The 26,621-nt window shown below is 71.4% G+C and carries 25 protein-coding genes; 10 read left to right on the top strand and 15 right to left on the bottom strand.

Annotated elements, in window-relative coordinates:
• Positions 1-40 precede the first annotated feature (40 nt).
• Together ACWF7A_RS06725 and ACWF7A_RS06720 are read left to right on the top strand one after the other, a co-directional pair.
• Positions 41-769, top strand: a complete 729-nt coding sequence (locus tag ACWF7A_RS06725; protein WP_452249443.1) for an SDR family NAD(P)-dependent oxidoreductase — start codon at positions 41-43, stop codon at positions 767-769.
• Positions 769-1,767 carry a zinc-dependent alcohol dehydrogenase family protein gene (locus ACWF7A_RS06720; RefSeq protein WP_452249442.1) on the top strand — a complete coding sequence of 333 codons (999 nt, stop codon included), beginning with the start codon at positions 769-771 and terminating at the stop codon, positions 1,765-1,767. Before ACWF7A_RS06725 ends, ACWF7A_RS06720 begins: the two co-directional genes overlap by 1 nt.
• Positions 1,768-1,769: 2 nt before the next feature.
• Here the strand turns inward: ACWF7A_RS06720 and ACWF7A_RS06715 are convergent, their stop codons facing one another.
• Together ACWF7A_RS06715 and ACWF7A_RS06710 are read right to left on the bottom strand one after the other, a co-directional pair.
• A complete protein-coding gene (locus ACWF7A_RS06715) occupies positions 1,770-3,857 on the bottom strand; it encodes a penicillin acylase family protein (RefSeq protein WP_452249441.1) in 2,088 nt (695 codons plus the stop codon).
• Positions 3,850-4,647: a CPBP family intramembrane glutamic endopeptidase gene (locus ACWF7A_RS06710; protein WP_452249440.1), complete on the bottom strand. Its 798-nt coding sequence runs from the start codon at positions 4,645-4,647 to the stop codon at positions 3,850-3,852. The genes ACWF7A_RS06715 and ACWF7A_RS06710 overlap by 8 nt, the downstream gene beginning before the upstream one ends.
• 164 nt (positions 4,648-4,811) lie before the next feature.
• Between ACWF7A_RS06710 and ACWF7A_RS06705 the strand changes: the two genes are divergently transcribed.
• The gene (locus ACWF7A_RS06705; protein WP_452249439.1) at positions 4,812-5,435 is read left to right on the top strand and encodes a TetR family transcriptional regulator; all 624 of its coding nucleotides are present in this window, start codon (positions 4,812-4,814) and stop codon (positions 5,433-5,435) included.
• Here ACWF7A_RS06705 and ACWF7A_RS06700 read toward each other — a convergent pair.
• The 6 genes from ACWF7A_RS06700 to ACWF7A_RS06675 form a co-directional block, all read right to left on the bottom strand.
• Entirely contained in the window at positions 5,398-5,649 is a 252-nt protein-coding gene (locus tag ACWF7A_RS06700; RefSeq protein WP_452249438.1) for a hypothetical protein, read from the bottom strand. The two genes, ACWF7A_RS06705 and ACWF7A_RS06700, sit on opposite strands and share 38 nt — an antisense overlap.
• 119 nt (positions 5,650-5,768) lie before the next feature.
• Positions 5,769-5,930 (bottom strand): hypothetical protein, encoded by a 162-nt coding sequence (locus ACWF7A_RS06695; protein WP_452249437.1) that lies wholly within the window; start codon positions 5,928-5,930, stop codon positions 5,769-5,771.
• Positions 5,931-5,950: 20 nt separating this feature from the next.
• Positions 5,951-6,094 (bottom strand): hypothetical protein, encoded by a 144-nt coding sequence (locus ACWF7A_RS06690; protein ID WP_452249436.1) that lies wholly within the window; start codon positions 6,092-6,094, stop codon positions 5,951-5,953.
• A gap of 12 nt (positions 6,095-6,106) precedes the next feature.
• The gene (locus ACWF7A_RS06685) at positions 6,107-6,286 is read right to left on the bottom strand and encodes a hypothetical protein (RefSeq protein WP_452249435.1); all 180 of its coding nucleotides are present in this window, start codon (positions 6,284-6,286) and stop codon (positions 6,107-6,109) included.
• Positions 6,287-6,660: 374 nt separating this feature from the next.
• A complete protein-coding gene (locus ACWF7A_RS06680; protein WP_452249434.1) occupies positions 6,661-9,279 on the bottom strand; it encodes a LuxR C-terminal-related transcriptional regulator in 2,619 nt (872 codons plus the stop codon).
• A 54-nt stretch (positions 9,280-9,333) separates the two neighbouring features.
• A complete protein-coding gene (locus ACWF7A_RS06675; protein ID WP_452249433.1) occupies positions 9,334-9,576 on the bottom strand; it encodes a hypothetical protein in 243 nt (80 codons plus the stop codon).
• Positions 9,577-9,755: 179 nt separating this feature from the next.
• Between ACWF7A_RS06675 and ACWF7A_RS06670 the strand changes: the two genes are divergently transcribed.
• Positions 9,756-10,772 carry a hypothetical protein gene (locus tag ACWF7A_RS06670; protein WP_452249432.1) on the top strand — a complete coding sequence of 339 codons (1,017 nt, stop codon included), beginning with the start codon at positions 9,756-9,758 and terminating at the stop codon, positions 10,770-10,772.
• On the top strand, positions 10,769-11,365 hold the full coding sequence (locus ACWF7A_RS06665) for a hypothetical protein (RefSeq protein WP_452249431.1): 597 nt from the start codon (positions 10,769-10,771) through the stop codon (positions 11,363-11,365). Before ACWF7A_RS06670 ends, ACWF7A_RS06665 begins: the two co-directional genes overlap by 4 nt.
• 199 nt (positions 11,366-11,564) lie before the next feature.
• Here ACWF7A_RS06665 and ACWF7A_RS06660 read toward each other — a convergent pair whose 3' ends face one another.
• A complete protein-coding gene (locus ACWF7A_RS06660; RefSeq protein WP_452249430.1) occupies positions 11,565-12,050 on the bottom strand; it encodes a DUF1269 domain-containing protein in 486 nt (161 codons plus the stop codon).
• Positions 12,051-12,085: 35 nt separating this feature from the next.
• Positions 12,086-13,909, bottom strand: a complete 1,824-nt coding sequence (locus ACWF7A_RS06655) for a glycoside hydrolase family 15 protein (RefSeq protein WP_452249429.1) — start codon at positions 13,907-13,909, stop codon at positions 12,086-12,088.
• 150 nt (positions 13,910-14,059) lie between these two features.
• On the opposite strand from ACWF7A_RS06655, the gene ACWF7A_RS06650 reads away from it, so the two are divergent.
• Positions 14,060-14,464, top strand: a complete 405-nt coding sequence (locus ACWF7A_RS06650) for a DUF7144 family membrane protein (protein WP_452249428.1) — start codon at positions 14,060-14,062, stop codon at positions 14,462-14,464.
• Complete coding sequence (locus ACWF7A_RS06645; protein WP_452249427.1) at positions 14,464-15,474, top strand: AI-2E family transporter; 1,011 nt, start codon at positions 14,464-14,466, stop codon at positions 15,472-15,474. Before ACWF7A_RS06650 ends, ACWF7A_RS06645 begins: the two co-directional genes overlap by 1 nt.
• Here ACWF7A_RS06645 and ACWF7A_RS06640 read toward each other — a convergent pair.
• Both ACWF7A_RS06640 and ACWF7A_RS06635 read right to left on the bottom strand, forming a co-directional pair.
• A complete protein-coding gene (locus ACWF7A_RS06640) occupies positions 15,433-16,881 on the bottom strand; it encodes an alpha-amylase family glycosyl hydrolase (protein ID WP_452249426.1) in 1,449 nt (482 codons plus the stop codon). The two genes, ACWF7A_RS06645 and ACWF7A_RS06640, sit on opposite strands and share 42 nt — an antisense overlap.
• On the bottom strand, positions 16,878-19,487 hold the full coding sequence (locus ACWF7A_RS06635) for an MGH1-like glycoside hydrolase domain-containing protein (protein ID WP_452249425.1): 2,610 nt from the start codon (positions 19,485-19,487) through the stop codon (positions 16,878-16,880). The genes ACWF7A_RS06640 and ACWF7A_RS06635 overlap by 4 nt, the downstream gene beginning before the upstream one ends.
• Before the next feature lie 145 nt (positions 19,488-19,632).
• Here ACWF7A_RS06635 and ACWF7A_RS06630 point away from each other — a divergent pair, with 145 nt between their 5' ends.
• Positions 19,633-20,472, top strand: coding sequence for a patatin-like phospholipase family protein (locus ACWF7A_RS06630; protein WP_452249424.1), 840 nt, complete (start codon positions 19,633-19,635; stop codon positions 20,470-20,472).
• Here the strand turns inward: ACWF7A_RS06630 and ACWF7A_RS06625 are convergent.
• The 3 genes from ACWF7A_RS06625 to ACWF7A_RS06615 form a co-directional block, all read right to left on the bottom strand.
• Complete coding sequence (locus tag ACWF7A_RS06625) at positions 20,462-21,370, bottom strand: universal stress protein (protein ID WP_452249423.1); 909 nt, start codon at positions 21,368-21,370, stop codon at positions 20,462-20,464. The two genes, ACWF7A_RS06630 and ACWF7A_RS06625, sit on opposite strands and share 11 nt — an antisense overlap.
• Positions 21,371-21,463: 93 nt before the next feature.
• A complete protein-coding gene (locus tag ACWF7A_RS06620; protein WP_452249422.1) occupies positions 21,464-22,291 on the bottom strand; it encodes a class II glutamine amidotransferase in 828 nt (275 codons plus the stop codon).
• A gap of 23 nt (positions 22,292-22,314) precedes the next feature.
• On the bottom strand, positions 22,315-23,712 hold the full coding sequence (locus ACWF7A_RS06615) for a DUF2252 domain-containing protein (RefSeq protein ID WP_452249421.1): 1,398 nt from the start codon (positions 23,710-23,712) through the stop codon (positions 22,315-22,317).
• 158 nt (positions 23,713-23,870) lie between these two features.
• Here ACWF7A_RS06615 and ACWF7A_RS06610 point away from each other — a divergent pair, with 158 nt between their 5' ends.
• Both ACWF7A_RS06610 and ACWF7A_RS06605 read left to right on the top strand, forming a co-directional pair.
• Positions 23,871-25,250 (top strand): MFS transporter, encoded by a 1,380-nt coding sequence (locus ACWF7A_RS06610; RefSeq protein ID WP_452249420.1) that lies wholly within the window; start codon positions 23,871-23,873, stop codon positions 25,248-25,250.
• Positions 25,251-25,255: 5 nt separating this feature from the next.
• The gene (locus tag ACWF7A_RS06605; protein WP_452249419.1) at positions 25,256-26,587 is read left to right on the top strand and encodes a hypothetical protein; all 1,332 of its coding nucleotides are present in this window, start codon (positions 25,256-25,258) and stop codon (positions 26,585-26,587) included.
• Positions 26,588-26,621 lie beyond the last annotated feature (34 nt).

Here is a 26,621-nt window from a genome sequence, read left to right as displayed (position 1 = left end):
CGCACTGGTCGCTTTGTGCGCGCACCGGTGTTGTGGAGACATGGCAACACACGCACTCATCACCGGTTCCACGTCCGGAATCGGCGCCGCCACCGCACGGGCGCTGGCCGCCACCGGTGCCCGCCTGGTGATCACCGGCCGCGACCGGGCGAAGGGCACCGCGCTGGCCGGTGAGCTCGGCGCGGTCTTCCTCCCGTCCGAGCTCACCGCCCCGCCCGCCGAGCTGAGGGCGTTCGCCGCCCGCGCTCTCGACGCGCTCGACGGGCGTCTCGACCTGCTCGTCAACAACGCCGCCATCTGCCCGCCCGTCAGCACCCCCGCCCTGACCGACGACCAGCTGGACGCGACGCTCGCGGTCAACGTCCGGGCACCGCACGTCCTGGTCGCCGCGACGGTTCCCGGCATGGTCGAACGCGGATCGGGCACCGTGATCACCATCGGTTCGTGGATGGCGTCGACCGGCACGCCGTTCGCTGCCCTCTACAGCGCGTCGAAGGCGGCCGAGGAGCAGCTCACCCGCAGCTGGGCCGCCGAGTTCGGACCGCACGGCGTCCGCGTGGCGGGGATCGCGCCCGGTGTCACGCGGGACGACGAGCCCGAGGGCATCGCCGCCCGCATGGTCGCCGCGACGCCCGCCCGCCGGCCGGTCACCACCCGTGCCATCGCCCAGGCGGTCGTCTGGCTCGCTTCCCCAGCCGCTGAGTTCGTCCACGGCACCACCATCGCCGTCGACGGCGGCATCGGCACGACCCGGCTGGAGTGGAACTGATGCAGCAGTGGGTGCTTCCCCCCGGCGCCGACTCCGCCGACGCACTGCGACTGCGCGAGGTTCCGCTGCCGGAGCCGGGACCGGGCCAGGTGCGTCTGCGAGTGCGTGCCGTCTCTCTCAACGGCCGTGACCAGATGGTCCTCACAGGACCGTTCGGCCGGATCCCCGGCCGCGAGCTCGTGCCGCTGTCGGACGTCGCGGGAGTCGTCGACGCGGTCGGTGACGGAGTTGACGAGTTCGTCGTGGGCACGGCCGTGACCAACCTGCACTGGCAGGACGCTCCTGTGCCCACCCCGCCGCTCGGACTCGGCGCGCTCGACGCTCCCGGTGTGCTCGCCACGCACGTCGTCCTGCCGGTGAACCAGGTGGTGCGAGCTCCCACCCACCTCGACCACGTCGAGTCCGCGACGGTGCCCGTCGCCGGTGTGACGGCATGGAACGCCCTGTTCGGCGACCACGAGGTGGTGCCGGGCCAGAAGGTCGCTTCACTGGGCACGGGCGGTGTCGCCCTGTACGCGATGCAGCTCGCCCAGGCCGCGGGCGCCGAGTACTTCGGGATCGTGCGCCGGCCCTCGGCCGCGCGACGACTGCGCGAACTGGGAGCGGCCGGGACCCTCAGCAGCGCGGACTTCCCTCGGTGGGGCGGTGAGGTGCGGGAGCTGACCGGTGGCGTCCACAAACTCGTCGACACCGTCGGCACCTCCACGCTCACCGACTCGCTCAGAGCCCTGGCGTGGCGGGGAGAAGTCGCCCTGGTCGGTCTGTTCACCCAGGAGCCCGCCGCCCTCGACCCCATGCTCCTGTTCGGCTCCGGCGGTTCGTTGCGCGGGGTGGCCGTCGGCACGGCCGCGCACCACCGGGACCTGGTCGCGTTCCTGGAACGGCACGACCTGCACCCCGTCGTGGACAGCGTCCACCCGTTCACCGAGGCGCCGGCGGCGTTCGCACACCACCGGCGCCCCGGTGTGGTCGGCAAGGTGGTGATCACCGTGCCGTGACGTCAGGGAGTGCGCAGGCGGTCGGCCGCCCACACGGGGTACTGCGACTTCGACGGCGGAGCACCGGGTTCGGTGGTGTTGCCGTAGGTGAGCACGCTCTGCGCGGTCGTCCTGCCGCCGGGACGGAACTGGACCAGGGACACCCAGGTGTCCCCGAGCACCTTCTTGAACCCGCCGGCGGCGGGCATGATCTCGAACGACTTCAGGATGCCCACGACACCGGAACCGCCGTCGCCGGGGATCGCGCCCGGACCGTCGCCGAGCGAGGAGACCTGGCCGACGGAGGCGTCGAGCGCAGCGCCGGTGCCGAGCAGCGTCGCCTTGGCCAGGCGCAGGGTCCTCACCCCGGCGGCGGGGTCGGCGAGCCCCGTCGGCACGGCTCCCGGTTCGGCGACGTGGCGGAACAGCGTCTTGTCGCCGATCCCGGTGACGTTGAAGATGCTCCACAGGTAGAAGAGCACGTAGCCCTTGCTGTCGTCGTGGGCGTGGCGGTCCCAGCCGGTCAGGACCTCGACCGCGTCCTGCAGGTCCGCCTCTGCTGCGGCGGCCGCCAGGAGCTCGTCGAGGACGATGTCCGCCAGCAGTGCGCGCTTGCTGAACTTCAGGCCCAGCAGGCGTTCCGGGGAGATCTTGCGCTGTGCCTTGAGCCAGGTGCGGGAGGTGACCGGCCTCAGGTCGTCGACCTGGTCGACGCTCGGCGCGATGGCCGCGGGCCAGTCCGAAGCGGGCAGCGGCGGGTCGGTGTAGAACCACGGCGTCTCGTTGCAGTTCTGCACCCACCCGGACGCCGGGTTGATCACCCTGGGCATGGCGGACGCCGGATGCACCTCGTCCCACAACCACCTCGGGTCGTCGCCGGGCAGCCGCCGCTGGCTGTCGTCGAAGCCGCCGTGGTCACGAACCGGGGGAGTGCCGCAGAAGAGCGCGCCGATCGAACCGCGCGCGTCCGCGGCGATCATGTTGAACAGCGGGAGCGGCGTCCGGTCGTGGATCTTGAACAGCTCCTCCACGCTGCGGGCGCAGGACAGGCGCCACCAGCCCTCCAGCGCGGAGGTGGCCGGGTGGTGCAGGACTCCGGCGATGCGCACCGCGACGTCGACGCCGTCGGGCGCGGTGACGACAGGACCGTGCACGCTGCGCCGTTCGAGCACCGTGACCGGCTCCCCGCCGCGCACCTCGAGGCGGTGCTCGGTGACCTCCAGCTCGCGCTGCCGGCCGTCGTGGACGTAGCGGTCGCCGGAGAGCCGGAGGTCGTACACGGACATGTTCGGGATGGGGTTGACGGTGTGTCCCCAGCCGACCTCCGGGCCGTAGCCCATGTTCTGCCAGGGCAGTCCCAGCAGCGCGGCGCCGTGGAAGTCCCGCCCGGGATGGCGGGTGCGCATCTCGAAGAAACGCTGGTACCCGCGCCACACCAGGTGGGGGTTGATCACCAGCATCGCGTGCCCGGTCGAGGAGCGCCTGCCGGAGACCGCCCACCCGTTCGAGCCGACGCTGCTGGTGAACTGCTCCGGCGGGAACGCCAGCCCCTTGCCGTCCATCGTCGTGAACCGCGCGAAGACCCGCGCCATGTGCCCGATGACGTCCCGCGGGGTGACGGGCAGGATCTCCCGCCGGTCGCCACCGAGCGCGGTGTTCTCGGCGCAGGCCGCGTTGACCCCCTCGCAGAACGCCTTGACGCGGGCCAGCGTCTGCGGCTTCTGGGCCCGCAGCCACACGTCGGTCTGAGCTTTCAGTCCTAGTTGGACGGTGAACCTGTCCTCCGCCAGGTAGTCGGGACCCCACCGTGCGGCGGCGGCACCGCGAGCCCGGCCGTAGACGTCGAGAATCTCGCGGGCGTTGGTCCTGGCCTGGGCGTAACCGACACCGTAGGTGACGTCGAACTCGTCCGCGCCCGTGATCGTGGGAACCGCCCACTCGTCCCAGTCGATCTTCACCCGCCCCTTCCTGCCCGGCTCGCGCGTCAGCTGCCACTGCTGGCCCGGGAGCGAGGCGTACGCGGTGCCGGCGTTGAGCATCATCGAGGCAGCGGTGGCTCCGGCCGCGGCCCGCAGCACCGACCTGCGGGAGGCAGACCCGTTCTCAGTCATTGCTCACTTCTTCCTTCCGGGCACTGGGGGATGCGGGCGCGATGCGCCGGCGGAACACGAAGACGAGGACGAGCAGGAGTGCGAGGACGACGCCCGCCAGGTTCACGAGCGGCCACGGTTCGTCCGGCTGGATTTGGCTGCTCAGCACGGAGAAGTCCCACAGTCCGTGCGCGGCCATCGCTGCCACCAAAGCGCCGGTGCTGCGCAGGACCAGGTAGAAGACGAGGCCCGTCGCGCTGGTGAGCACGACCTGGACCAGGGCCTTCGGCCCGGCGGTGACGATGTTGGTGCCGTGTGCCGCTCCGAAGAGGACGGTGGTCCACAGGCCGACCTGGAACTCGCTGTACCCGTTGCGGCGGAACGCGAAGACGCCGATCCCGCGGAACAGGAGCTCTTCGGCGAAACCGACCAGGAGCGTCGCCACGAGCAGCAGCAACGAGAACGCCAGACCGTTCGAAGCGAGTCCCGGGTAGTTGGTGATCACCGCGGTCGTGGCGAAGAGCGCGAGGGGCACGGCCACGAGCCAGCGCCGCACCGGCAGACGCCCGGCGAACACCTCCTGCCACGCGCCGAGGTAGCTCGTCACGCCCAGCGTGAACACGGCGGCGAGCCCGACCGGCACCACGATCACCCGGACCAGGTAGTCGATCGACGTCGGCGCTCCGTAGGCGGTGTCCTGCCCGGACGTCAGCAGCGCGCTCACGCCCTGCACGAGGACCAGGTAGATCACCACCACCACGAGGAACTGCCAGACCCTCAAGCGGCGTGGCGCGCCTGGTTGCTGTTCCACCAACGGGAATCCCTTCATCGTCGGCGCGTTCGCCGCGCACTAGCACAACGTACTAGTACATTGTGCTAACGGCAACCGGGGTACTTCTTCCGAGGTAGGATTCGGCGCCCCATGGCCGACTTCTCGCCATCGGCACCAGGACCGGAAGGAGGCCGAGGAGAGCGATGGTCGGTTCTCGGCGGCAACAGATCGTGGACGCGGCACGGGCGATCCTGGCCGAGGACCCGGAGTCGACGCTCGCGGTCCGCACGGTCGCCGAGCGGGCGGGCATCGGCGCCAGCACCCTGCGCCACTACTTCCCGACCCAGCAGGCACTGCACGAGGCGATCTTCGCCACCGCTCTGGAGGACACGCCGTCCGAGCTGCGGATCCACGACACGTCCGTCCCGGCGGAGACCAGGCTCCGCGAGTGCCTGGTGCAGCTCCTGCCGCCGCCGCAACCGGTGAGCAGGGCCGCCGCCGACAGGATGCTGACGGTGCTGAGCACGACCTTCGGGTCCGGCAGCACCGTCGAGGCGCGCAACACCTGGGGCGCCTACACGGTCAGGACGCTCGACGCGATAGCCGGCTGGCTCCGCGTGCTGGCCGAGCAGGGCGCCATCGCCGAAACGGACATCCCGCGGCGGGCACGCTTCCTGCTGACGATCGTGGAGGGCATCGCCCTGTCCCGGATCGTCCCCGTCGCGCGACCGACCGCGGGCGAGGAGGAGGACGTCCTCGACGACGCCCTGTCCGTCGTCTTCCGGGCGATCAGTGGCGGTGATACAGCTCGTACGTCGCTCGCATGAGATCGACTTCAGTGCCCGTGGTGTCGATGGCGACCGTGCCGGGGTCGTGGAAGTACAGCGATCTGAGCGACCGGGAGTCTCCGGCGACCATCTGCTTCTCCAGCGAGCACAGGCCGGCCATCAGGAACGAGAGTCCGGGGTGCCGGCGTGCGAGGTCACGCTGGACCGACTCGGCCGCGGAGTGGCCACGTCGTTCGGAGGCGCTGTCGACCATCAGGCCGAACCTGGGAGATCTCTCCTCGACGGTCAGCGAGACCGCAGCTTCTCGATGGTGTGACCGGCGTGGCCGAGCTCATGAAATGTGCGCGGACTCCATGTGGTTCTGAGCAACTCCTACATGTCATCACCACTTGTGTCGAGTACGGCCACGCAGTCCTCGAGATCGGGAGAGCCACCCGAGGCGACAACTGACCGCACGTGGTCGGCCAGGTCATCGAACGCGGACGCCAGCTGGATCGTGAAGCTGCGTTCGGCTCGCAAGTCGAGGCGGTTCATCTCGTCGACCATGCCGCACTTCAGCGCATCGGTGCCAGAAGTCCGCGAACAAGTGCCATCTGCCGGAGGCTCGACTCGTACTCGTAGAGCGACATCCGATCGTCGACACCGAAACTGACGATCTTCTCCAGCAGCGGTGGCATTCCCGGTTGCAGCAGCCCCACGTCGCGCCCCGGTCACGTCGAGAGGTAGGCGACGCTGGAGTTGCGGCTGAAGACCTCGACGTAGGCATCGGGCCGCAACCGCAGGCCCAGCACACCTGCGAGCTCCTGCACCTTGTCGGCGGCACGCCGCAGCGGTCTGGCGCCCGCGCCGGCGGCGTTCGTGGTGGGGAACAGACCGGGCGCATCTGGCACCTCAACGACTCCGGCGTGTCCAGACGGCTGGTGCCACCGCAACAGCGGGGCTTCTCCTGCGCACAACGGGAACTGGCGGAACCCCACGATGCTGCCGTCACAAGATCGGCTTTCACATCGGCAACAGTTGCCCCATGTCGGCCTTCTCCCTTCGTGATACCGCGAGCCTGGCTGGACTGTTCGTCCGAAATGGACAGATGCGGCGTTCTGCCCGTCGGGCCGGACCGGCGTCTCGCAGCTCGACGCGCCGGCCGGAATGGCGGGCCGCGTTGTGGCGATCCGCATGCTGAACTGAGCAGCGCTGGAGTGTTCGACGACAGACCCGGATGCGATCGTGTCGGTGCTCGGGGCGCGGTCAAAAGGACCGACAGCGGTCAGATCAGACCGAGTCGTCTGGCCACGAGGACGGCGTCGCGCCGCTGGTTCACCCCCAGCTTGCGGTAGATGCCACGCAGATGAGTCTTCACGGTGTTGACGGAGACGAACAGGGAGCTCGCGATCTCCTCGGTGGTGCGCATGGAAGGCAGCTCGATCAACAGGTCGCGCTCGCGGGTCGTGAGCACGCTCGCCGAAGTCGTCGCCGGCATGGGCAACGCCGTCATCGTCGCCGTGGCGAAGCGGTCCAGCCTGCCGAACCGGCCCGCGCCGCGGGCGAGGAGCTCGCGGACGGGTTTGCCCGCGTGGACGAACGGCCGGATCGTGCCGACGGGTTCCGCGGTCGCCAGCGCCCTGGTGAGTGCCTCGTGCGAGCGCCGCTGGTCGCCGGAACGCTCCACCAGAACGGCCTCCAGCAGCCAGGCGTCCACGACGGTGGGTGCGGCGACCGCGAGGAGATCGCCGGAGAGAAGGGGTTCCACCAGTTTGCGGGCCTGGTTGACGCGGGAGTGGTGGGAGTGCAGAACCGCCTGGAGCACCGCGTGCTCTCCGCACGGGCCGAACATCGCCTCGACCTGGCCGGGCATCGACGCGGCCCACTGCTCGTCGCCGTTGCGCAGCGCGATGCGTTGCAGCGCCGGCGCCACCTGCGCCACGACCGGTGGCGTCACCTCGCGTCCGGCGATGTCCTGCCACTGCCTGCGGAGGCGTCCTGCGACGGCGTGCGGGTCGCCGGTCGTGCTGAACGACACCGCCGCCTCCAGCGTGCGGACCGCTATCCCGACCAGGAGGTCGGCGCGGTCGCCCAGTGCCGCGGATGCTCGCGTCGCCAGTTCGGCCGCGCGCGCGTCCTCCATGCGCAGATAGGCGTGCACGCCCAGCAAGGCGTAGGCGAGTGCGCAGACGAAGTGCGTCTGCCACCCCTTCCGCTCGGCGAACTCCACCGCCGCCCCCGCCAGCCGTGCTCCTTCCTCGATGTCACCCATCGCGCTCGCCAGCGCCGCGAGGTGCACCCGGCAGTCCAGCTCCGCGTGGGCGAACCCCTCCTTCCTGGCGAGCGCCGCCGCACGGGCGAGATCGGTGTCCGCGTCGGTGTACTCGCCGCGCGACAACGCCGAGACGCCGCGGTCGAGCAGTGCGGCGACGTCCGCCTCCGGCACGCCGCTGAGCCCGGCGGGCGTCCTGGCCATGATCTTGAGCGCGTCGTCGACTTGTGCGTCGGACCGGCTGCGGCGCAACAACGCGGTGCTGTGCAGGACTCGGACCCTTTCCGGCCGCAGCGCGGGTGACGTGCCACCGATCCCGGCGAGCACCCGGTCGGCGGCGGCGACGTCACCCGCGTCGAGCGCGACCAGGGCGGCGACCACCCCGACGGCGGGACGGGCCAGCACGTGGCCGGGTACCGCGCCCAGCACGGCGTGCACGTTCGTGCTGCCGGCGTGGAGCGTCTCGCGCAGCACCGAGTGCTCGATGATCCCCGCGGTGAGTTGGTCTTCACCGGCCGCTATGGCGTGCCGCAACGCCTTCACGGTCAGGTTGTTCTCGTGATGCCAGTGGGCGGCGGAGCGGTGCAGTGATCTCTCCTCGTCCGGACGGGTGCGGCGGAGCTCGGCGAGGAGTCGTGCCCGCAGCATCGGATGGCAGCGGTACCACTCCGGTGTGCGGCTGAGTCTGTTCACGAAGGCGTTGGTGCGGTCGAGCTGGTCGAGCGCGACGCCGGGGCTCGGGTGCCGAGGTGCCAGCGCGCTGGCGAGGCTCGTGTTCACGGTGTCGCAGACACTGCTCGAGACCAGCAGGTCGTGCGTGCTCGGCGGGTGGGGCGCGAGCACCTCCTCGGTGAGGTACCTGTTCACGATCTCGTCCTGGCCGGCGAACATGAGCAGTTCCGCGGGCAGGGTCCCGGTCGCGCTCATCCGCATCACCGCGAACTTCAGCCCGCCCGCCCAGCCCTCGGTACGGCTCAGCAGCGTGGTGATCTCCTCCGGTGGGAGGTGGACGTCGTACGCGGCGAGCAGCGTCTCGGTCTCGGCGCGGTCGAACGCGAGCTCGCTGGGCAGCATCTCGCGCAGCCGTCCCTCCAGGTGCAGCCGGGCGAGGTGCAACGGCGGGGGGAACCGGCCGAGCAGCACGAGCCTGAGCCGGTCTGGTGGCTGCCGTGTCAGCAGGTCGATGGTGGCGAGAGCGTCCGGGTCCCGCAGCTCGTGCACGTTGTCGAGCACGAGGCACGCGGACGCGGGCACTTGATCGAACGCGGCCACTATCGCCGAGGAGAAGCCCGGCTCGGACAACGGCAGGGCGTCGAGATCGCCTCCGTCCGGCCAGATGCCGGTGAGCGCGTCCCGCATCGCGACGCGCAACCGTTCCGGCGCGCTGTCGTGCTCGTCCAGCGACAGCCACGCGACCCGGTGGAGTCGTTGTCGCGCCCACTCCGCGAGCAACGTGGTCTTGCCGCATCCGGCGGGGCCGGTGACGAGGGTGACCGGCACCGCCGCGACGTGATCGTCCACAACGGACACAAGGCGGTCGCGTGGCACGAGGGGAACCGCCGAGACGGGAACCCGGAACTTCGGCTGACTGGTGTCGCGCGCTTGTCGCTCGCACTCCGAACTGTCGGACATGACGAAGACTCTCCCCGATGGATCTGTCGTAGATGATCACGTGATCGAACCGCATCACTTCGCGGTGCAGGGGGGCCGAATGGCCCTGCCCGGTTGGGCGATCAACACGAGTGCCCGTCCCGCTGTCCCGATCAGCCTGGGAAGGAGTCCGGCGGCCGCGAGCACACCGGTGATTTCGAACGAGGACGACTTCTCGCACTTGTCGTCGTCCTCGTTGGTGCTGGAAATGATGAACGCGAACATCGCGACGGCGAGCACGATGCGACGGGACCGAGAACGATCAGGTTGACGGCTCATGGGAGTCCGCACCTCCTTAGAGGTCCGACGCTGCTCGCGGCGCGTGCGGCGGACCTCCCCCGCACAGGGCGGTAAGGCGGGAGGGCCGCTCGGCTGGTTCATCCGCGCCGGGTGAAGAAGGAGATCACCACCTCCCCGGAATCTGTGGCCAGTCCACGACGGGAAGAGGAGTCGCTGCCGTGCCCAAGACCTGCCAGCCCGCTCTGCGGGATCTGATCGACGTCGTCCGGCCCGCACGTCCGGTCGCGTCCGTCTACATGGGATCGAGTCCGTTGCGTTCGTGGCGGTCGCGCTGGGCTCGCCTCGCCGACCAGTTGCGCTCCGACGGAGCGGGCGACGAGGTGGTCGGCCCGGTCGGTGCCGCGTTGCACCGGGCGCACGCCGCTGATGCGTCCGCCGGAACGCTGGTGGCGTTCGCAGGAGCCGAGGTGCCTCCCCGCGTCTTTCACGCGCCGGGACTGCGCCATCTGGACCTCGCGTGGTTCAGCTCGCCGGCGCACGTGCTTCCGCTGCTCGCCTGGGTGCAGGAACGGCCGCCGTGCGTGGTCGCCGCGGTCGGGCGCGACGCCGTCGAACTCAGCACGGCCGGTGCCGGACGGATGTCGCTGCACTACGAAGACCGGGACTGGTGGGAGGGGGTGCGATCCGCGGCCGCGGCGGTGGCGGCGACCCTGGTCCGGGAGGACGCCAGGGTGCTGGTCGTGGCGGGGGAGGACGAGGTGGTGGCCGCGCTGTGGTCAGCACTGCCCGCCCCCGTGAGGCGGGACACCACAGTGCGCTGGGCCGGCACCGATCTGAGCCCGGGCCGGGTCGAGGAGGAGGTGCGCGCGGCCGCCCACACGTGGACCGCGCGCGTGCTGGCGGACTTCCACGACCGCGGCCGAGTCCGGCGGCTGGGGGTCGAGGGCACGGACGAGACCCTCGGCGCGCTGGCCGACGGCCGGGTGGACGAGCTGTTCGTCGGTCAACCGGAGGACAGCACCGCGACCGCGTGGTACGGCCTCGAGCCGACCGACGTGGCGTCCGGCCGGTCCGAGGGGGCCCGCCGCCGCTGCGGGCTGCTCGCGGACGTGGCGGTGCGAGCGGCGTTGCTGAGCGACACGCGAGTGCACGTGATCTCCGCGGGCACCCGGCACGCTCCGGAGGACGGCATCGGGGCGCTGTGCCGCGTACCGCTGACGCTGGTGCGGCCGTGACCGCGGAGCTGGTGCCGTTGCGCACCGGGTTCGACGTCGCGTGGCTGGGCTTCCGGCGCGACCAGGTGTGGCACTACGTCCACGAGGCGGAGCGCGACATCGACGCCCTCACGGTGGACCGCGACGCGGCGGAGGCGAGGGCGGAGGCGCTCGCCCGGCACCTGGAGCACGAGCGGCAGGACAACCGCGAGCTGCGGGAGCGGCTCGACCGGCTGTGCGCCGTACCGCTGTCGCCGTACGCGGTCGGCGAACGGCTGCGGCACCTGGTGGAGAGCACGCTCGCCCAGGCCGCCGAGATCACCGACCGGGCCACCGCGATCGAGGACCACGCGTGGGAGTCCGCCCGCCGCACGCACGCCGAGCACCGGGAGCTGCTCGCGGGGACCCGTGCGCGGATGGCGCGGATCCTGCGGGAGGGGGAGGCGGGCCGAGCTCACCGAGGACTTCGAGCTGGCGCTGGCGTTGCGGCGCAAGCAGAGCTGCGAGGACGTGCGGCTGATGGAGGAGACCGCGCGCCGGCGGGCGGAGAACCTGGTGCGGGAGGCGAGCAGGAAGGCCGAGGTGATCACCGAGCACCGCGACCACGTCGCTGACGTGCTGCGGGTCGTGCACTCCCTGCTGGGCGAGGCGGCTGCGCAGGTCCGGGTGGCCGATCCGGTGCGGTGAACGCGAGAACCGGCCGGAGCGCGTGATTCCGCGCTCCGGCCGGTCCATCGGCAGACGGGGGTCAGGCCGGCCTCGGCACCCCGACAGTCGCTGCCGGTCCGACCACCGCCGAGATCGTCGTGCGGGTCACGACGCGAACGTCTCCCGCAACAGCTCCTCCTGCTCGGTCGTGAGGTTGGTGGTCATCAGGGTGGCGCCGGTCTGCTTGAACCTGTCGGCCACCCGGTCGACGACGGCGTGCTCGGACATCACGAACAACGCGGACGTACCGGGCGTGATGGTGTCCCGGACGTCTTTGATGAAGTCGTCGTCGATGCCCGCGCGGGACATCGATCCCGCCAGCGCGCCGACACCGGCTCCGATCGCCGCACCCAGCACGGGCACGAAGAAGATCAGCCCGAACAGCAGCCCCCAGAAGCCGCCACCGAGCGCTCCCGCCCCGGTGAGCTTGCCGAGCTCCCTGGTCTTCGGCCGTTTCGCGTCCGGCTCCCAGTACACGTAGGCCGAGTCGCGTACGACGATCAGCTGCTGGTCCTGCAGCCTCGTCAGCTCCTGCAGCGCGCTGTGCGCCCCGTCGGGCGTGTCGAACTTCCACACGGTCAAAGTCGCCATGCCGATCACTGTGGGAGACACGGGCCTCCGCGTCCTCACCCGTCGCGAGTGAGCTGCTCGTCGAGGGTGACCGCGGCCTCGACGAGGGCCAGGTGGGTGAACGCCTGCGGGAAGTTGCCCAGCTGTTCGCCGGTTACCGCGATCTCCTCGGCGTAGAGCCCGACGTGGTTGCCGTAGGTCAGCATCTTCTCGAACACCAGCCGTGCCTTGCCCGTCTGACCGGACAACGTCAGCGCGGTCACGTAGTTGAACGTGCACAACGAGAACGAGCCCTCGGAGCCGCGGAGCCCGTCGGGTGCCGCGTCGGTGTCGTAGCGCCGCACGAGGCTGTCGCTGACCAGCGACTCCATCGCGTCGAGCGCGTCCAGCCAGACCGGGTCGCGGGGCGCGACGAACCCCACCTGTGCCATCCGCAGCAACGACGCGTCGAGCACCCGCGAGCCGTACCGCTGCACGAACGCCCCGGTGCGGTGATCCCAGCCCTGTTCCCACACCTGCCCGTAGATCCGGTCGCGCTGCGAACGCCACCGCCCCAGGGGCGCGGGTTTTCCCTCGCTCTCGGCGATGCGGATCGCCCGGTCGAACGCGACCCAGCTCATCACCCTGCCGTAGGTGAAGTCCGCGCGGCCGGCCCGCGTCTCCCAGATCCCCTCCTCGGGCTGGTTCCAGTTCTCCGCGAGCCAGTCCAGCAGTTCGACCACCGCGTGCCAGCCGCGGTGCCCGATGCGCACGCCGCGCAGATGGGCGGCGTACACGCTGTCGAGCAGCTCGCCGTAGATGTCGAGCTGCAGCTGCCCGGCCGCGTCGTTGCCCACCCGCACGGGCGACGACCCGCGATGTCCCTCCCAGTGGTCGAGCACGTGTTCGGTGAGGTCGGCCGACCCGTCGACGGCGTACATCACCCGCAGCGGTTCACCCTCCACGAACCTGTCGGCGAGCCAGCCGCCGAACGCCGCGGCCTCGTCGGTGAAGCCCAGCCGCAGCAACGAACCGACGGCGAACGAGGCGTCCCTGATCCAGGTGTAGCGGTAGTCCCAGTTCCGCTCGCCGCCGAGCTGCTCGGGCAGGCCCGCGGTCGGGGCGGCGACGATCGCACCCGTCGGTGCGTAGGTGAGCAGCTTCAGGGTGATGGCGGAACGGTCGACCGCCTCACGCCACCGGCCCCGGTAGGTGCCGCGGGCGAGCCAGCCGTGCCAGAACCGCACGGTGTCCTCGAACAGCGACTGCGCCCGCGTCGCGGTGACCGCGCGCGGCGGACCGTCCACACCGGACTCCAGCACGATGCCGCGGGTCTGGCCCTCCTCCAGGTCGATCGTCGCGTGCAGGTCCCCGGCGTCGGTGATCTGCCCGGACACCAGCCTGGCGTCTCCCGGTTCACGCACCGCGTGCAGCACCACGCCGAACTGGCCGCACGCGAAGACCACGCCGTCGTCGGTGAGGTGTGCGCGATGTGCCCGGCGGCCGTAGTCGAACCGCGGGGCGACGTCGAGCTCGAACGTGATGCGCCCGCGCACGCAGCGCACCAGGCGCACGAGCCGGTGCCGTTCGGCCGGGCCCTCGTCCGGCAGCGGCGGCATGAAGTCGACGACCTCCCCGGTGCCCTCCTCGGTCATGAACCGGGTGATCAGCACCGCCGTGTCCGGGAAGTACAGCTGCTTGCCCGCGCCGGTGAACCCGGTGGGCCGGATGCGGCAGAACCCGCCCCGCTCGCGGTCCAGCAGGGCGGCGAACACGGAGGGCGAGTCGAAGCGAGGAGAGCAGAACCAGTCCACGGTGCCGTCGGTGGACACCAGCGCGGTGGTCTGGAGGTCGCCGATCAGCCCGTGGTCGGCGATCGGCGCGTAAGGGGGTGTGGTCATGGTGACGAGGCTCGGCCCGCGCGCGGTCGCGGTCTTCACCCGGTGGAGCGGACACGTGCCCCGGCACTCACACGCGGCGGGTGAAGATCCACGTGCCGGCGGCGGGGCACGGTTGGCCCGACCAACGCTTCGCGACACAACGGAGGCACGATGCAGGACACAGGCTGGCTCGGCTGGATCTGGTTCGCGGGCATCATGATGATCGTCATGGGGGCGTTCAACGCCATCGAGGGGCTCGTCGGGTTGTTCCGCGGCGAGTACTACGTCGCCAACGGCGAGCAGGTGATCGTCTTCGACCTCACCACCTGGGGCTGGATCACCCTGCTGCTCGGTGTGCTGGTGGCGCTCGCGGGCGCCGCGCTGCTCTCCGGAGCGGCGTGGGCCAGGGTGGTCACGGTGGTGCTCGCGGTGGTGAACGCGGTGGCACAACTCGCGTTCGTCTCGGTGCACCCGCTGTGGTCCACGATCGTCATCACCCTGTGCGTGGTGGTGATCTGGGCCGTCGTGGTGCACGGCAACGAGGCGGCGGCAACGCTCGAGTCGTCATCTCGTTGATGCCACGAGCATTGACGATTCTGCTCGGCGCCGCGTCGGCGGTGGTCGTGGTCGCCGGGGTGAAGGCGATCGCGTGGCTGGTGGCGCCCACCGTGCTGGCGGGGCTGATCGTGATCGCGATCAGCCCCGCGCACCGGTGGTTGCGCGGCCGCGGCGCGCCGTCGTGGCTCGCGACGACGGCGGTCGTGGTGCTGGTGTACGCGGTGCTGGCCGCGATCGCGGTGACGGTCGTGGTGTCCGGCGTGCGCCTGGCCGGGATGCTGCCCGAGTACGCGGCCCACCACCTGGTGCAGCAGGCGGAGCACCTGCTCGCGGGGCTGGACCGGGGCAAGGTGCTCACCTCGCTCACCGGACTGCTCTCCGACCTGACCGGGCTCACCACGAGCCTGGTGTTCCTGCTGGCGTTGCTGCTGTTCCTCGGCGTCGAGGTGCACTGGGCCGACAGCAGGCTGGCGGAGATCGCGGACCAGCGGCCGCACCTGTCCGCGGCACTGCGGGAGTTCGCCCGCCGCACCCGGCGCTACCTGCTGGTGACCACGGCGTTCGGTGCGGTGGTGGCGGTGCTGGACACGGTGGCGCTGGTGTTGCTGGGCGTCCCGCTCGCCCTGCTGTGGGGCGTGCTGTCGTTCGTCACCAACTACGTGCCCACCGTCGGCTTCGTGCTCGGGGTGCTGCCGCCCGCCGCGCTGGCCCTGCTGCAGCACGGTCCGCGCCGCGCGCTGGCGGTGCTGGCCGTGTACGGGGTGCTGAACTTCGTGGTGCAGTCGCTGGTGCAGCCGCGCTACACCGGGGACGCCGCGGGGCTGTCGACGACCACGACGTTCCTGTCGCTGGCGTTCTGGGCGTGGGTGCTCGGCCCGCTCGGCGCGTTGCTGGCGGTGCCGCTCACCGTGCTGGTGAAGGTGGTGCTGGTGGACGCGGACCCGCGCGCGGGCTGGGCAGCCGCCCTGCTCCGCGCGCGGGCCCGATCAGGCCACCGACAACACGTGGAAACCCCACGGGCCCAGTGACACGAAGAGTCCCTCGGCGGTGAGGTCGCGGTCGAAGACCTCACCGCCGAGCACGTCCGTGAACCGCCAGGTCCGCGGCTCCCAGTCGGGCGGGATCCGGGCCTGTGCCGGTGAGTCGGAGAAGTTGACCACCACGACGTGCCGGGATCCGCCGATCTCGATCCACTCCCACGCGAGCAACGAGCGGTGCGACTGGTTGTCCGGCCAACCCTCGCTGCCGAGCAGGAACCACTCGCCGCACCGGAGCCGGTGGTCCCGCACGGTCGCGAGCAGGTGCCGGTACCAGGCGGCGAGGTCGCGGTCGGGCGGCTCGTCCGGGCGGCGGTTGAGGAACACCGGCGGCCGGACCGTCCTGCCCTCGAACTGGCCCTCGTGCCACAGCGTCGCGCCGGGCAGCGTGGCGATGACGACGGCGGCCGCCCTGGCGGCGTCCGCCGGAAGTGTGGCCGCGAGCCGCGGTTCGTCCTGGTTCTCCAGGAACCGCACCAGCCCTGCCTGGTAGCCGGGATCGGCACACAGGTGCGCGCGCACCCCTTCGACGTCCCGGGAGACGAGCCGGTCGTAGAGGCGCTTGTCGTAGCAGAAGGCGAAACCCTGCTGCTGCAACGTCCATTCCGTGTCCCAGTACGCCTCGGCGATCAGCACGGTGTCCGGATGCCGCTCGCGCAGGCCGGCGATGACCTCGGGCCAGAACTCCCGCTCCGGCGCCTCGCGGCCCCAGGTGCGCGCGAAGACGTCGTTGGTCATCAGCATCGCCATGTCGCACCGGATGCCGTCGCACCGCGCCGCGATGCCGGCGAGCGTCCTCGTCGTCGCGCGGCGCAGCGCGGGGGAGAAGGCGTCGAGCTGCACGACGTCCGGCCACGGCGGGAAGTACGGGTCCCTGCCGCGCGCGAAGACGTGTTCTCCGATCGCGAGCCAGTTCTGGGGGTTGTCCGCGTAGTCGTCCACGTCGCCGCGGATGAGGAGCTCCGGGTGCTCGGTCACCCACGGGTGGTCCGGTGCCACGTGGTTCGGCACGTGGTCGAGCACCAGGCGCACCCCGCGCGACGCGAGCTCCGCCCGTGCCGTCGCGAGCGCCTCGTCGCCGCCGAACTCCTCCGCCACCACGTAGCTCCGCACGCAGTAGGGCGACCCGCTCACGTCCTGCGGGCGCAGGTCCGGCAGCGCGGCGTGGAACGTTGCCCGCATCCCGCTCCGCGCGTTCGCGAGCGCCAGCCCGGTCAGGCTGCGTTCCCAGACGCCCATGAGCCACACCGCGTCGACACCGGCCGGTGTCACGGCCTGCCAGGCGGCGGCGGGCACGTCGGCGAGCGTGACGGGACGCCCGGCGGCACGCGAGAGCTCGCCCAGCCACACCGCGGTGTTGATCTCGTGGACGACGGGCCGCTCCGGCCATCCGCTCATCGCACGCCCTCCCTCGCGGGCAGCCGGGTCAGCAGCGCCACGAGCGCCGTCCAGCCGGTCTGGTGGCTCGCGCCGATGCCCGCGCCGTTGTCGCCGTGGAAGTACTCGTAGAACAGGGGCAGGTCCCGCCAGTGCGGGTCGTCCCGGTACCTCGTCTGTCCACCATGGACCGGACGGTGACCGTCCCGGTCGCGCAGGAAGGTCGCGAGCAGCCGGTCGCCGATCTCGCGCGCCACCTCCTCGAGCGTGAGGTGCCGCCCGGATCCGGTCGGGCATTCGACGGTGAACCCGTCGCCGTAGTAGGTGTGCAGGTGCAGCAGCGCACGGACGAGCATCGCGTTGATCGGGAACCACACCGGGCCGCGCCAGTTGGAGTTGCCGCCGAACATGGCGCTGTCCGACTCCGCGGGCTGGTACCCGACCCGGTGCTCGACGCCGTCCACCGTCAGCACGTACGGGTGCTCGGCGTGCCACTTCGACAGCGACCGGATCCCGTGCGGCCCCAGGAACTCGCGTTCGTCGAGCACCTTGGCGAGGATGCGGCGCAGGCGGCTCTCGTCGAACAACGCGAACAGCACCGGCCCGGTGTCGTCGGTCTGCGCGCCGTGGCCCCACAGCGCGGCCCGCACCGCAGGATGCCGGTCGAGGAACTCCCGCATCCCGTCGACGAGTCCGGGGTGGTCCCGCCGCAGTCCGGCCCCGACCACGGTCGCCGCGGCGAGCGGGATCAGCCCGACGGCCGACCGGACCCGCAACGGCGTCGACGTTCCGTCCGGACGCCGCAGGACGTCGTGGAAGAAGCCGTCCTCCTCGTCCCACAGCCCGTTGCCGACGTGGCCGGTCGCCGCCGCGATCCACGCGAGGTTCTCCAGCAACGTCGCGGCGTGCTCCAGGTAGACCTCGTCGTCGTGGCCCAGCTCGAGCGCGATCTGCAGGAGGTTCTGGCAGAACAGCGCCATCCACGCGGTGCCGTCCGCCTGGTCGATCCGCCCACCGGTCGGCAGGGGCGCGCTGCGGTCGAACACACCGATGTTGTCCAGCCCGAGGAAACCGCCCTGGAACAGGTTGCGGCCGTTCGCGTCCTTGCGGTTGAGCCACCAGCCGAAGTTGCGCAGCAGCGGCGCGAACACGCGCTCGAGGAACGCCCGGTCACCGGTCCCGGTGGTGTCGCGGTCGTACTGGTAGACGAACCAGGCCGCCCAGGCGTGCACCGGCGGGTTGACGTCGGAGAAGTTCCACTCGTAGGCGGGAAGCTGGCCGTCCGGGTGCAGGTAGCGTCGCCCGAGCAGCAGCTCCACCTGCTGTTTGGCGGCCGCCGGGTCCACCACCGCGAGCGGCACGGCGTGGAACGCGAGGTCCCACGCGGCGAACCACGGGTACTCCCACTTGTCCGGCATGACGACGACGTCCCCGGCCACGAGGTGCCGCCAGTCCTCGTTGGACAGACCGGTCGGCGCACCGAGCGGGTCCGCGCCGCGTTCGGTGAGCCAGCGTTCGACGTCGAGCCCGTAGTACTGCCGCGACCACAGCAGCCCGGCCAGCGCCTGCCGGCACACGAGCCGTTCGTCGCTCGCCGGATCGCCGCCCAGCACCTCGTCGTAGAAGTCGTCGGCCTCCTCGCGGCGGGTGGAGATGATGGCGTCGAACCGGTCGAACGGCTCGTCCGCGGCGGCAGCGGTGAGGCGGACCCGGACGGTCTCTCTGCCGCCCGGGGCGATCGTGAGGACGTGGTGGGCGGCGGCTTTGGTGCCCACGCCGTCGGGAGCGAGCGCGGTGAGATCTCCGTGCAGCACAGCGCGTTCGACGCCGTCCTTGACGTACGGGGTCGTGTTGGGAACGCCGAACACCCGTTCGTCGTCCGTCTCGTTCCCGGTCACCAGCACCGGTACCTGCTGCTCGACGTACCACCACCAGACCCCGAGGTCGGGGTGCGAGGCCCGCACCGCGCCCGTGCCCAGCGCGTGCAGGGAGGGTTCGGCGCCGCCCGCCCACGACCACGTGTGCCGGAACCACAGTGTCGGCAACAGGTGCAGCGTGGCCTCGTCCGGTCCGCGGTTGTGCGCGGTGACCCGCATCAGGACGTCGTCGGGTGCCGCCTTGGCGTACTCCACGACCACGTCGAAGTAGCGGTCGTCGTCGAAGACGCCGGTGTCGAGGAGCTCGTACTCCGGTTCGTCGCGCCCGCGTTGTCCGTTGGTGGTGACCAGGTCCTCGTAGGGGAAGGCCCGCTGCGGGTACTTGTAGAGCATCCGCTGGTACGACGAGGTGGGCGTGGCGTCGAGGTAGAAGTAGCACTCCTTGACGTCCTCGCCGTGGTTGCCCTCGCCGTTGGTCAGGCCGAACAGCCGTTCCTTGAGCATCGGGTCGGTTCCGTTCCACAGGGCGGGCGCCAGGCACATGCGCTGCCGGTCGTCGCAGAAGCCCGCGAGACCGTCCTCGCCCCAGCGGTAGGCGCGGTGGTGCGCCTGGTCGTGGGTGAACGACGTCCACGCGTCACCACCGTTCGACGCCTCCCGCACCGTGCCCCATTGCCGTTCGGCCAGGTACGGCCCCCAGCGCCGCCACTCGTCCGTCTCTCGCAGCCTCTCCTTCTCCGCACCGGCCACGTCGTCCCGCCTTTCGCTCGGCACACCAGGTGATCGCCAGGCTGGTGGCGGGTGGCGCGCGGCGGGTCACCCGGCGCGGGTGGTTCGGCGGGGGAGGCGAGATCGGCCCCTCGCGGGCAGGAACACCCGGCGGCACAATGGCTCGATGAAGACCGCGTTCGTGTTCGCCGGCGGCGGAAGTCTGGGCGCGGTCGAGGTGGGCATGCTCGCGGCGCTCGTCGGCGAGGGCATCCAGCCCGACTTGGTCGTCGGAACATCGGTTGGCGCGGTCAACGGTGTGTGGCACGCGGCCCACCCGGGCTCCGAGGGGGTTGCCGCCCTCACGGATCTGTGGACGTCGTTGTCCCGCAACGACGTCTTCCCGATCCGGCCGGTGCGCGGCCTCCTCGGTGTCTTCGGGCTGAGCGACCACCTCGTGCCCAGCACGGCGCTGCGGCGCCTGCTGCGGACCTACCTCTCCGGCACCACGCTCGGGAACACGCCGGTGCCCGCGCACGTCGGCGCGACGGACGTGTTGTCCGGAGAGGAGGTGCTGCTGTCCGACGGCGACGCGGTGGACGCCCTGATGGCGAGCACCGCGATTCCGGCGGTATTCCCTCCTGTCCCGGTCGCGGGCAGGTACCTGATGGACGGCGGCGCGGTGAACAACAACCCCGTGTCGCACGCGGTGGCGCTGGGCGCCGACCGGGTGTGGGTGTTGCCGACCGGCTACGCGTGCGACCTCGAACGGCCGCCGCGCAGCGCGCTGGCGATGGCACTGCACGCGTTGACGTTGCTGGTGAACCACCGGCTCGCGCTGGACGTCGAACGCTACCGGGACGACGTCGACCTCCGCGTGGTGCCGCCGTTGTGCCCGTTGACCGTCTCACCCGCGGACTTCAGCCGGTCCCGCGAGCTGATCGACGCCGCCCGCGAGAGCACGGTGGACTGGCTCGCGGCCGGCCGGACGGGCGGTCCCGGGCTGACCCACCCGGTCACCCGGTGACGCGTTCCCGGCAGACCTGGACGGCACCGCGCCGGCTCTCGGAGGTCACGATCACCAGCGGACACGGCGCGTGGGAGACGAGCGCCTGACTCGTCGAGCCGAGCAACATGCCGTCGAACCCGCCGCGCCCGTGACTGCCCACCACCAGGAGCTGTGCCTCGGCGCCGTACCGCATGAGCGCCCGCACCGGACGGTCCCGCGGCCCCGCGCGTTCCACCCGCACGTCCGGGTACCGGGCCTGCCAGCGGGCGAGCACCTCGCGGCAGTCGATCTCCGCCGCGTCCCTGGCCGCGGCGAACCGTGCCGTGCGATAAGCGCTTTCCACGGTGAAGCCCGGCTGGCACAGGATCACCGTGAGCCGGGCGCGGCGCAGTGACGCGGCCTCGAAGGCGAACGCGAGCGCGGCCTCGCTCGCCTCGGAACCGTCGTGCCCCACCACGATCGGGCCGTCGGTCGCCGCGAGGCCCCGCACGATCACCAGCGGGCTGTCCCCGTGCGAGGCGAGCGCGGCCGCCGTCGACCCGACCAGCAGGCCGCGGACGTTGCCGATGCCCTGTGCCCCGAGCACCAGCAACCGCGCGTGCCGGGACTCCTCGATCAGCAGGCTCGTCGCGCCACCGGACAGCGGCACCGCCGAGATCTCCACGTCCGCTCCCACGGCGCGGGCGGCCACGACGGCCTCGCCCAGGCACGCCCTGGCGCGCTCCTCGGCAGCACACCGGGCGTCGTCACCCGTCCCCGTCGACGGGAGCTGCCCTTGCGCGGGCAACGAGAAGGCGTGCACCAGCCGCAGCGGGGTGGCGCGCCGGGCGCACTCGTCAGCGGCCCACATGACCGCGCCGAGCGCGGACGACGAGCCGTCGACACCGGCCACCACTGGTGCGGCGGGTTCCATCATCGTGGTTCCTCCACTTCGACCTCGGACGTGCGGCACAACACTCCGGGCGGGCCCTGCTCGCCGCATCACCCCGGGCGGGCGAAGCCGGTGCGATCACCGGCGGGGCCGGAACGGGCGGAGCTCCTCGACGCCGCCCCGCGTGACGAGACAGGTCGACTCGGGCACCTCGCGCCACGCGCCGTGCAGGTCTCCCAGCGGCTCCGACACCACGAGCCGGGTGTCGGGGGAGAGCGAGTGCAGCGTCGGGTTGTCCGGGTACTGGTGCCGCAAGGTGGTGATGTCGGTGCTGTGGAACAGGCTGCGCGAGCGGCCTTCGCTGGAGTAGCGGAAGGCCCACGTGGTCTCCCCGTCGGTCGTGGCGACCGTCATCTGGACCGGGTGCGCCACACCGTGCTTCGCGCTGATCGCCTCGACGAACCCGACGGTGCGGGCGACGGCGGTGGGCGGGTCCTGCTCCAGGCCGAAGGTCAGCGCGAGGAAGAAGAGGACCTCCGAGTCGGTCGAGCCCTCGATCTCGGGGTAGAGCGACGGGTCGACCGCCATCGCGAGCTCGCGGCGCACCAGGGGGAACGCGGCGATGAGCCCGTTGTGCATCCACAACCGGCGACCGTGCCGGAACGGATGGCAGTTGGTCTGCTGGACGGCCGTGCCGGTGGACGCGCGGACGTGCGCGAAGACGACACCGGCCGCGGTCTGCGCCGCCAGCTCACGCAGGTTGCGGTCGTTCCACGCGGGTTCCGTGCTGAGGAACAGGCCCGGCCCCGGCGCGTTCGCGTACCAGCCGACGCCGAAGCCGTCGCCGTTCGTGGTCTCCACTCCCAGCCGGGAGTGCCTGCTCTGGGTGACCAGCGAGTTCACCGGGACGTAGAGGAGCTCTTCCAGCAGCACGGGGGAACCGGAGTACGCGAGCCATCGGCACATGCTTGGTCTCCTCGCTCGAGTCGTCACAGTCCACTCCGGACGGGGACACGGCCGGTCCGTGCCGCCTCCGCCAAGAGCCTGTAGTCCTGCTCGTTGCGGTTCGCGTAGCTCTCGGCGAACTCGGCGACCGCGACGTCGAAAGCCTTGCCGTCGGCGAGATACGCGGCCATCGCGATCCGGTCGCCGGTGCGCGCGTGTGCTCTGGCCAGCGTCCACCCGCACAGCGCGCCGTACAGTCGAAGGCCGGCCTCGTCCATCGTCTCGATCGAGGCCGAGCCCTTCCAGTCGCGCAGCTGCCGGACGTAGAAGTCCCTGGTGAGTCCGTCGATGCCCTCAGCGGTCTCCCAGCCGAGGAAGATGTCACCGGCCGCCTGCATGAGCCGTTGCCCGGCCACGACGCGCTCGCCCTCGCTGCCGTGGCGTGCGCGCGGCCGGCCGGGCAGGTGGTCCGCGAGGACCGATCGCGACGCCTCCTTCACCTGGAGCAGCAACGGATCGTCCTCGTCACGCCCGTGCAGCAGCACGATCCAGCACCGCGTGCCGACGCTGCCGACACCGACGACCTTGCGCGCCATGTCGACGAACCGGAACCCGCCCAGCAGGTGCCGCCGATCGGCGGACAGGGAGTCGGCGTAGCCCGCGAGCAGGTCCTGCACGAGGAACTCCAGGTCCTCCCGCTCCGTGTCGGGCAGCAGGTGGCCGACCGGCACGAGCAGCGGCGGATCGGCGTTGATGCGGCGACGCCCGCCGACGACGGAGGTCAGTTTGCGGTAGGCCTGCAGGCTGTCCCGCGCACGGGCCTTCGCCTGCTGGCGCGCGAAGCGGTGCTGTCCGGCCTTGTCGGCGTGCGCCTTGAGGAGGCTCTTCACGTCGTCGGCACCGGCGTGGGCGTACCACACCGCGAGATCACCCTGCTCCGCGAAACGGGCCATCGCCGTCCGGTAGCGGCCTGCCGCGGCGCGCACGACGTTCTCCCGTGCCTTGCGTCCCAACCGGTTCTGCCGGCCGGCGACGGCGAGGCTGGCCGCGAGGCGCTTGACGTCCCACTCCCACGGGCCGGGCAGCGTCTCGTCGAAGTCGTTGAGGTCGAACACGAGCTGCCGCTCCGGGGAGGCGAAGACCCCGAAGTTGCCGATGTGCGCGTCCCCGCTGAGCTGGCAGGTCAGGCCGGAGCACGGAGTCGAGGCGAGGTCGCCCGCCATCACCGCCGCCGCGCCGCGGAAGAACGCGAACGGCGAGGCCAGCATCCGGCCGTACCGGATGGGCACCAGCTCCGGCACCCGCGTGACGTCCTGTGCGGCCAGCACCTCCACGGGGTCGGGCCGGCCATCGTCGGCCGGCGGCTGTGCGTGGGCGTCGAGCGGGACCGCGCTGCGGGCGGCGACACCCGCGGCGATCCTCGCGTCCACTGAACCGGTCATCGCGCATCCTCCAGGCGACGGAACCGGTGGTTCCGGCCCACCTGCGACGCAACACCGTCGTGGTCGCCCGCACACCACCCGGCGCGGGGGAGTGCCGCCGCGGTGCCTCATCCGCGGCGCGTGAAGCGGCCGGGCCGCGGCCGCTGGAGTCTGCGTGGGTGGACTCCAACGCCTTGCGCAGAGTGCTCGTTCCCCTCGCCCTCGCCCAGTTCATCTGCAGCTTCGCCGGCTCCAACATGAACGTGATGATCAACGACATCGGTCAGGACCTGGACACCACCGTTCAGGGCGTCCAGCTCGCGATCACGATCTTCCTCCTGGTCATGGCGGCGCTGATGATCCCCGGAGGCAAGCTGACCGACCGCTACGGCCGCAAGAGATGTCTCACGGCCGGTCTCGCCGTCTACGGCGTCGGCGCCGTGCTCAGCGCGTTCGCACCCGGCCTGCCCGTGCTCATCCTGGGCAACTCGATCCTCGAGGGAGTCGGCACGGCGTTGCTGATCCCGCCCGTCTACATCCTCGCGACGATGCTGTTCGCCGGGGTCACCGCGCGGGCCCGCGCGTTCGGCGCGATCAACGGCATGGCCGGCATCGGCGCCGCCACCGGGCCGTTGATCGGCGGCTTCATCACGACGGCACTCAGCTGGAGGGTCGCCTTCCTGTTCCAGGCGCTGGTCGTGGTGGTGATCCTCGTGCTGAGCCGCAGGTACGTCAGGGATCCGCTGCCACCGGACCCCACCCGCCCGTTCGACGTCCGCGGCGCGGTGCTGTCGTCGTCGGGGCTCGTGCTGATCGTGTCGGGCGTGCTCGCCGCGGACGACAACCTCTGGCTGATGGCGGGACTCATCCTCGCCGGGGTCGTGACGCTCGTGTGGTTCTTCCACTCGGTGCGCGCCAAGGAACGCGCGGGTGCCGAACCGTTGCTGTCGACCGCGTTGTTCCGCAGCCGCACCTCGAACCTCGGCCTGGTCACGCAGAACCTGCAGTGGCTCGTGCTCATGGGCATCTCGTTCGTGGTCTCGGCGTACCTGCAGGTCGTGCGCGGCTACAACGCGATCGAGACAGGCCTGATCCTCACGGCGGCGACGGCGGGCGTGCTGCTCGCGTCGTTGTCGGCCGAGCGCCTCGCGCGGCGGCACGCCCAGCGCAGCCTGGTGCTGACCGGCTTCGCCGTCACGGTCACGGGCATCGCGCTCTTCCTCGGGTTGGTCGCCCTCTCGCCGCAGGCGTGGACCTTCCTGCCGGGCCTCTTCCTGATCGGGCTCGGCATCGGCGCCATGCTGACCCCGTCGGTGAACGTCGTGCAGTCGAGCTTCCCGGACGCCCTGCAGGGCGAGATCTCCGGCCTGTCCCGCAGCGTGTCCAACCTCGGGTCCTCGTTGGGCGCCGCGATCGCGGGCACGATCCTCGTCGCCGGCATCACCAGTACACCCGAACGCGCGTACGCGCTGGCGCTGGTCGTGCTGGCGCTGATCGCGCTCGGCGGCATGGTGGTGGCCTTCTTCCTGCCGCGGACCACGGCGAGCGCGGCACGGTGACCGGGATGACGAACGACTCCGGTGAACTGCCCCGGCTGCGGGCGGAGGTCCAGGCGCTGCAGGCGAGGCTCGACCGGCGGCAGCGGCACGCGGCGACGGTGCTGGTGTTGCGCCGGGCCGCCGCCGCAGTCCTGGTGGCGGTGACGGCGTTCGCGCTCGTGATGAGCGTCGTGGGCGTCTGGAGCGCTCGCACCGCGTTCGACACCGACCGGTGGGTCGCGACGGTCGCGCCCCTGCCGAAGGACCCGGAGGTCGCCGCGGCGGTGGCGGACTTCGCGACGGGCAAGCTCTTCGAGGCCGTCGACGTCGAACAGCGGTTGCGCGCGGTGCTGCCCGAAGAAGCCGCGTTCGTCGCCGGTCCACTGGCGAACCAGCTGCACGCCCCGGTGCGCGCGACGGCCGCAAAGGTGCTGGGCAGTGACCAGTTCCAGCGCGTCTGGACCGAGCTCAACCGCCGCGCCCACCTCCGCGCGCTCGCCATCGTCGAGGGCGACAGCGACGTCGTCGCCGTCCAGTCCGACCGCGTCGAGGTCGACCTGCTGCCGTTGGTCAACGAGGTGCTCCGGACGCTCAGCGCGCAGCTGCCCACCCTGTTCGGCAAGCAGCTCTCGCTGCCGGACCTGAGCAGCGGGGAGATTCCGGCGGACCTGCGCGTCCGGGTGCAGGACTCGCTCGGGGTCACGCTGCCGGAGAACTTCGCGCGGTTCACCGTCCACGACTCCGGGCAGCTGTGGGCGGCGCAGCAGGCCGTGGTGACGGCCAAGCGCGGTCTCGCCCTGTTCGTGCTCGGCACTCTCGTGCTGCTCGGGCTCGCACTGCTCGTCTCCCCAGGCCGTCGGCGCACGCTGCTGCAGCTCGGCGTGTGGCTGGTCGTGGCCGCTGTAGCGGTCACCGCGGCGTTGCGAGCGGTCCGTCAGCAGATCCTCCAGACCGTGCCGGAAGGGCTCTACCGCGATGGCGCCGCGGACGTCGTGACAACGGTCTTCAGCCAGCTGCGCACGCGCGGCTGGCAGATGATCTGGACCGGTGTGCTGCTCGCCCTGCTGATGTACCTGCTCGGTCCGGGCCGCGGACCGGTGTGGCTGCGCGGCCGGACGGTCGCGGTCTGGCGTGCGCTCCGCCGCGGTGCCGTGACGGGCGGGCGGTCACTTGCCGCGCACGGCCCGAACTGGACCGCTCGGCACCTCGACCCCGTGCGCGTGGGCGGTGTCGCCGTGGCAGTGGTGCTCGCACTGCTGATCTCGTCGTGGACAGCCCTGCTGGCGATCGTGGTGCTGCTGGCGGTCTACGAGCTGCTGGTGACCGCCCTCGCCTGGCGTTCCACCCGAAGCGGATGAGGTGAGCGGGATCCGTGCGCCGTGACGATGGGAC

It is taken from the genome of Lentzea sp. NPDC055074, from assembly GCF_053608005.1.
The sequence above is the reverse complement of the archived record's forward strand: the minus strand, read 5'-3'. Positions and strand labels throughout refer to the sequence as shown.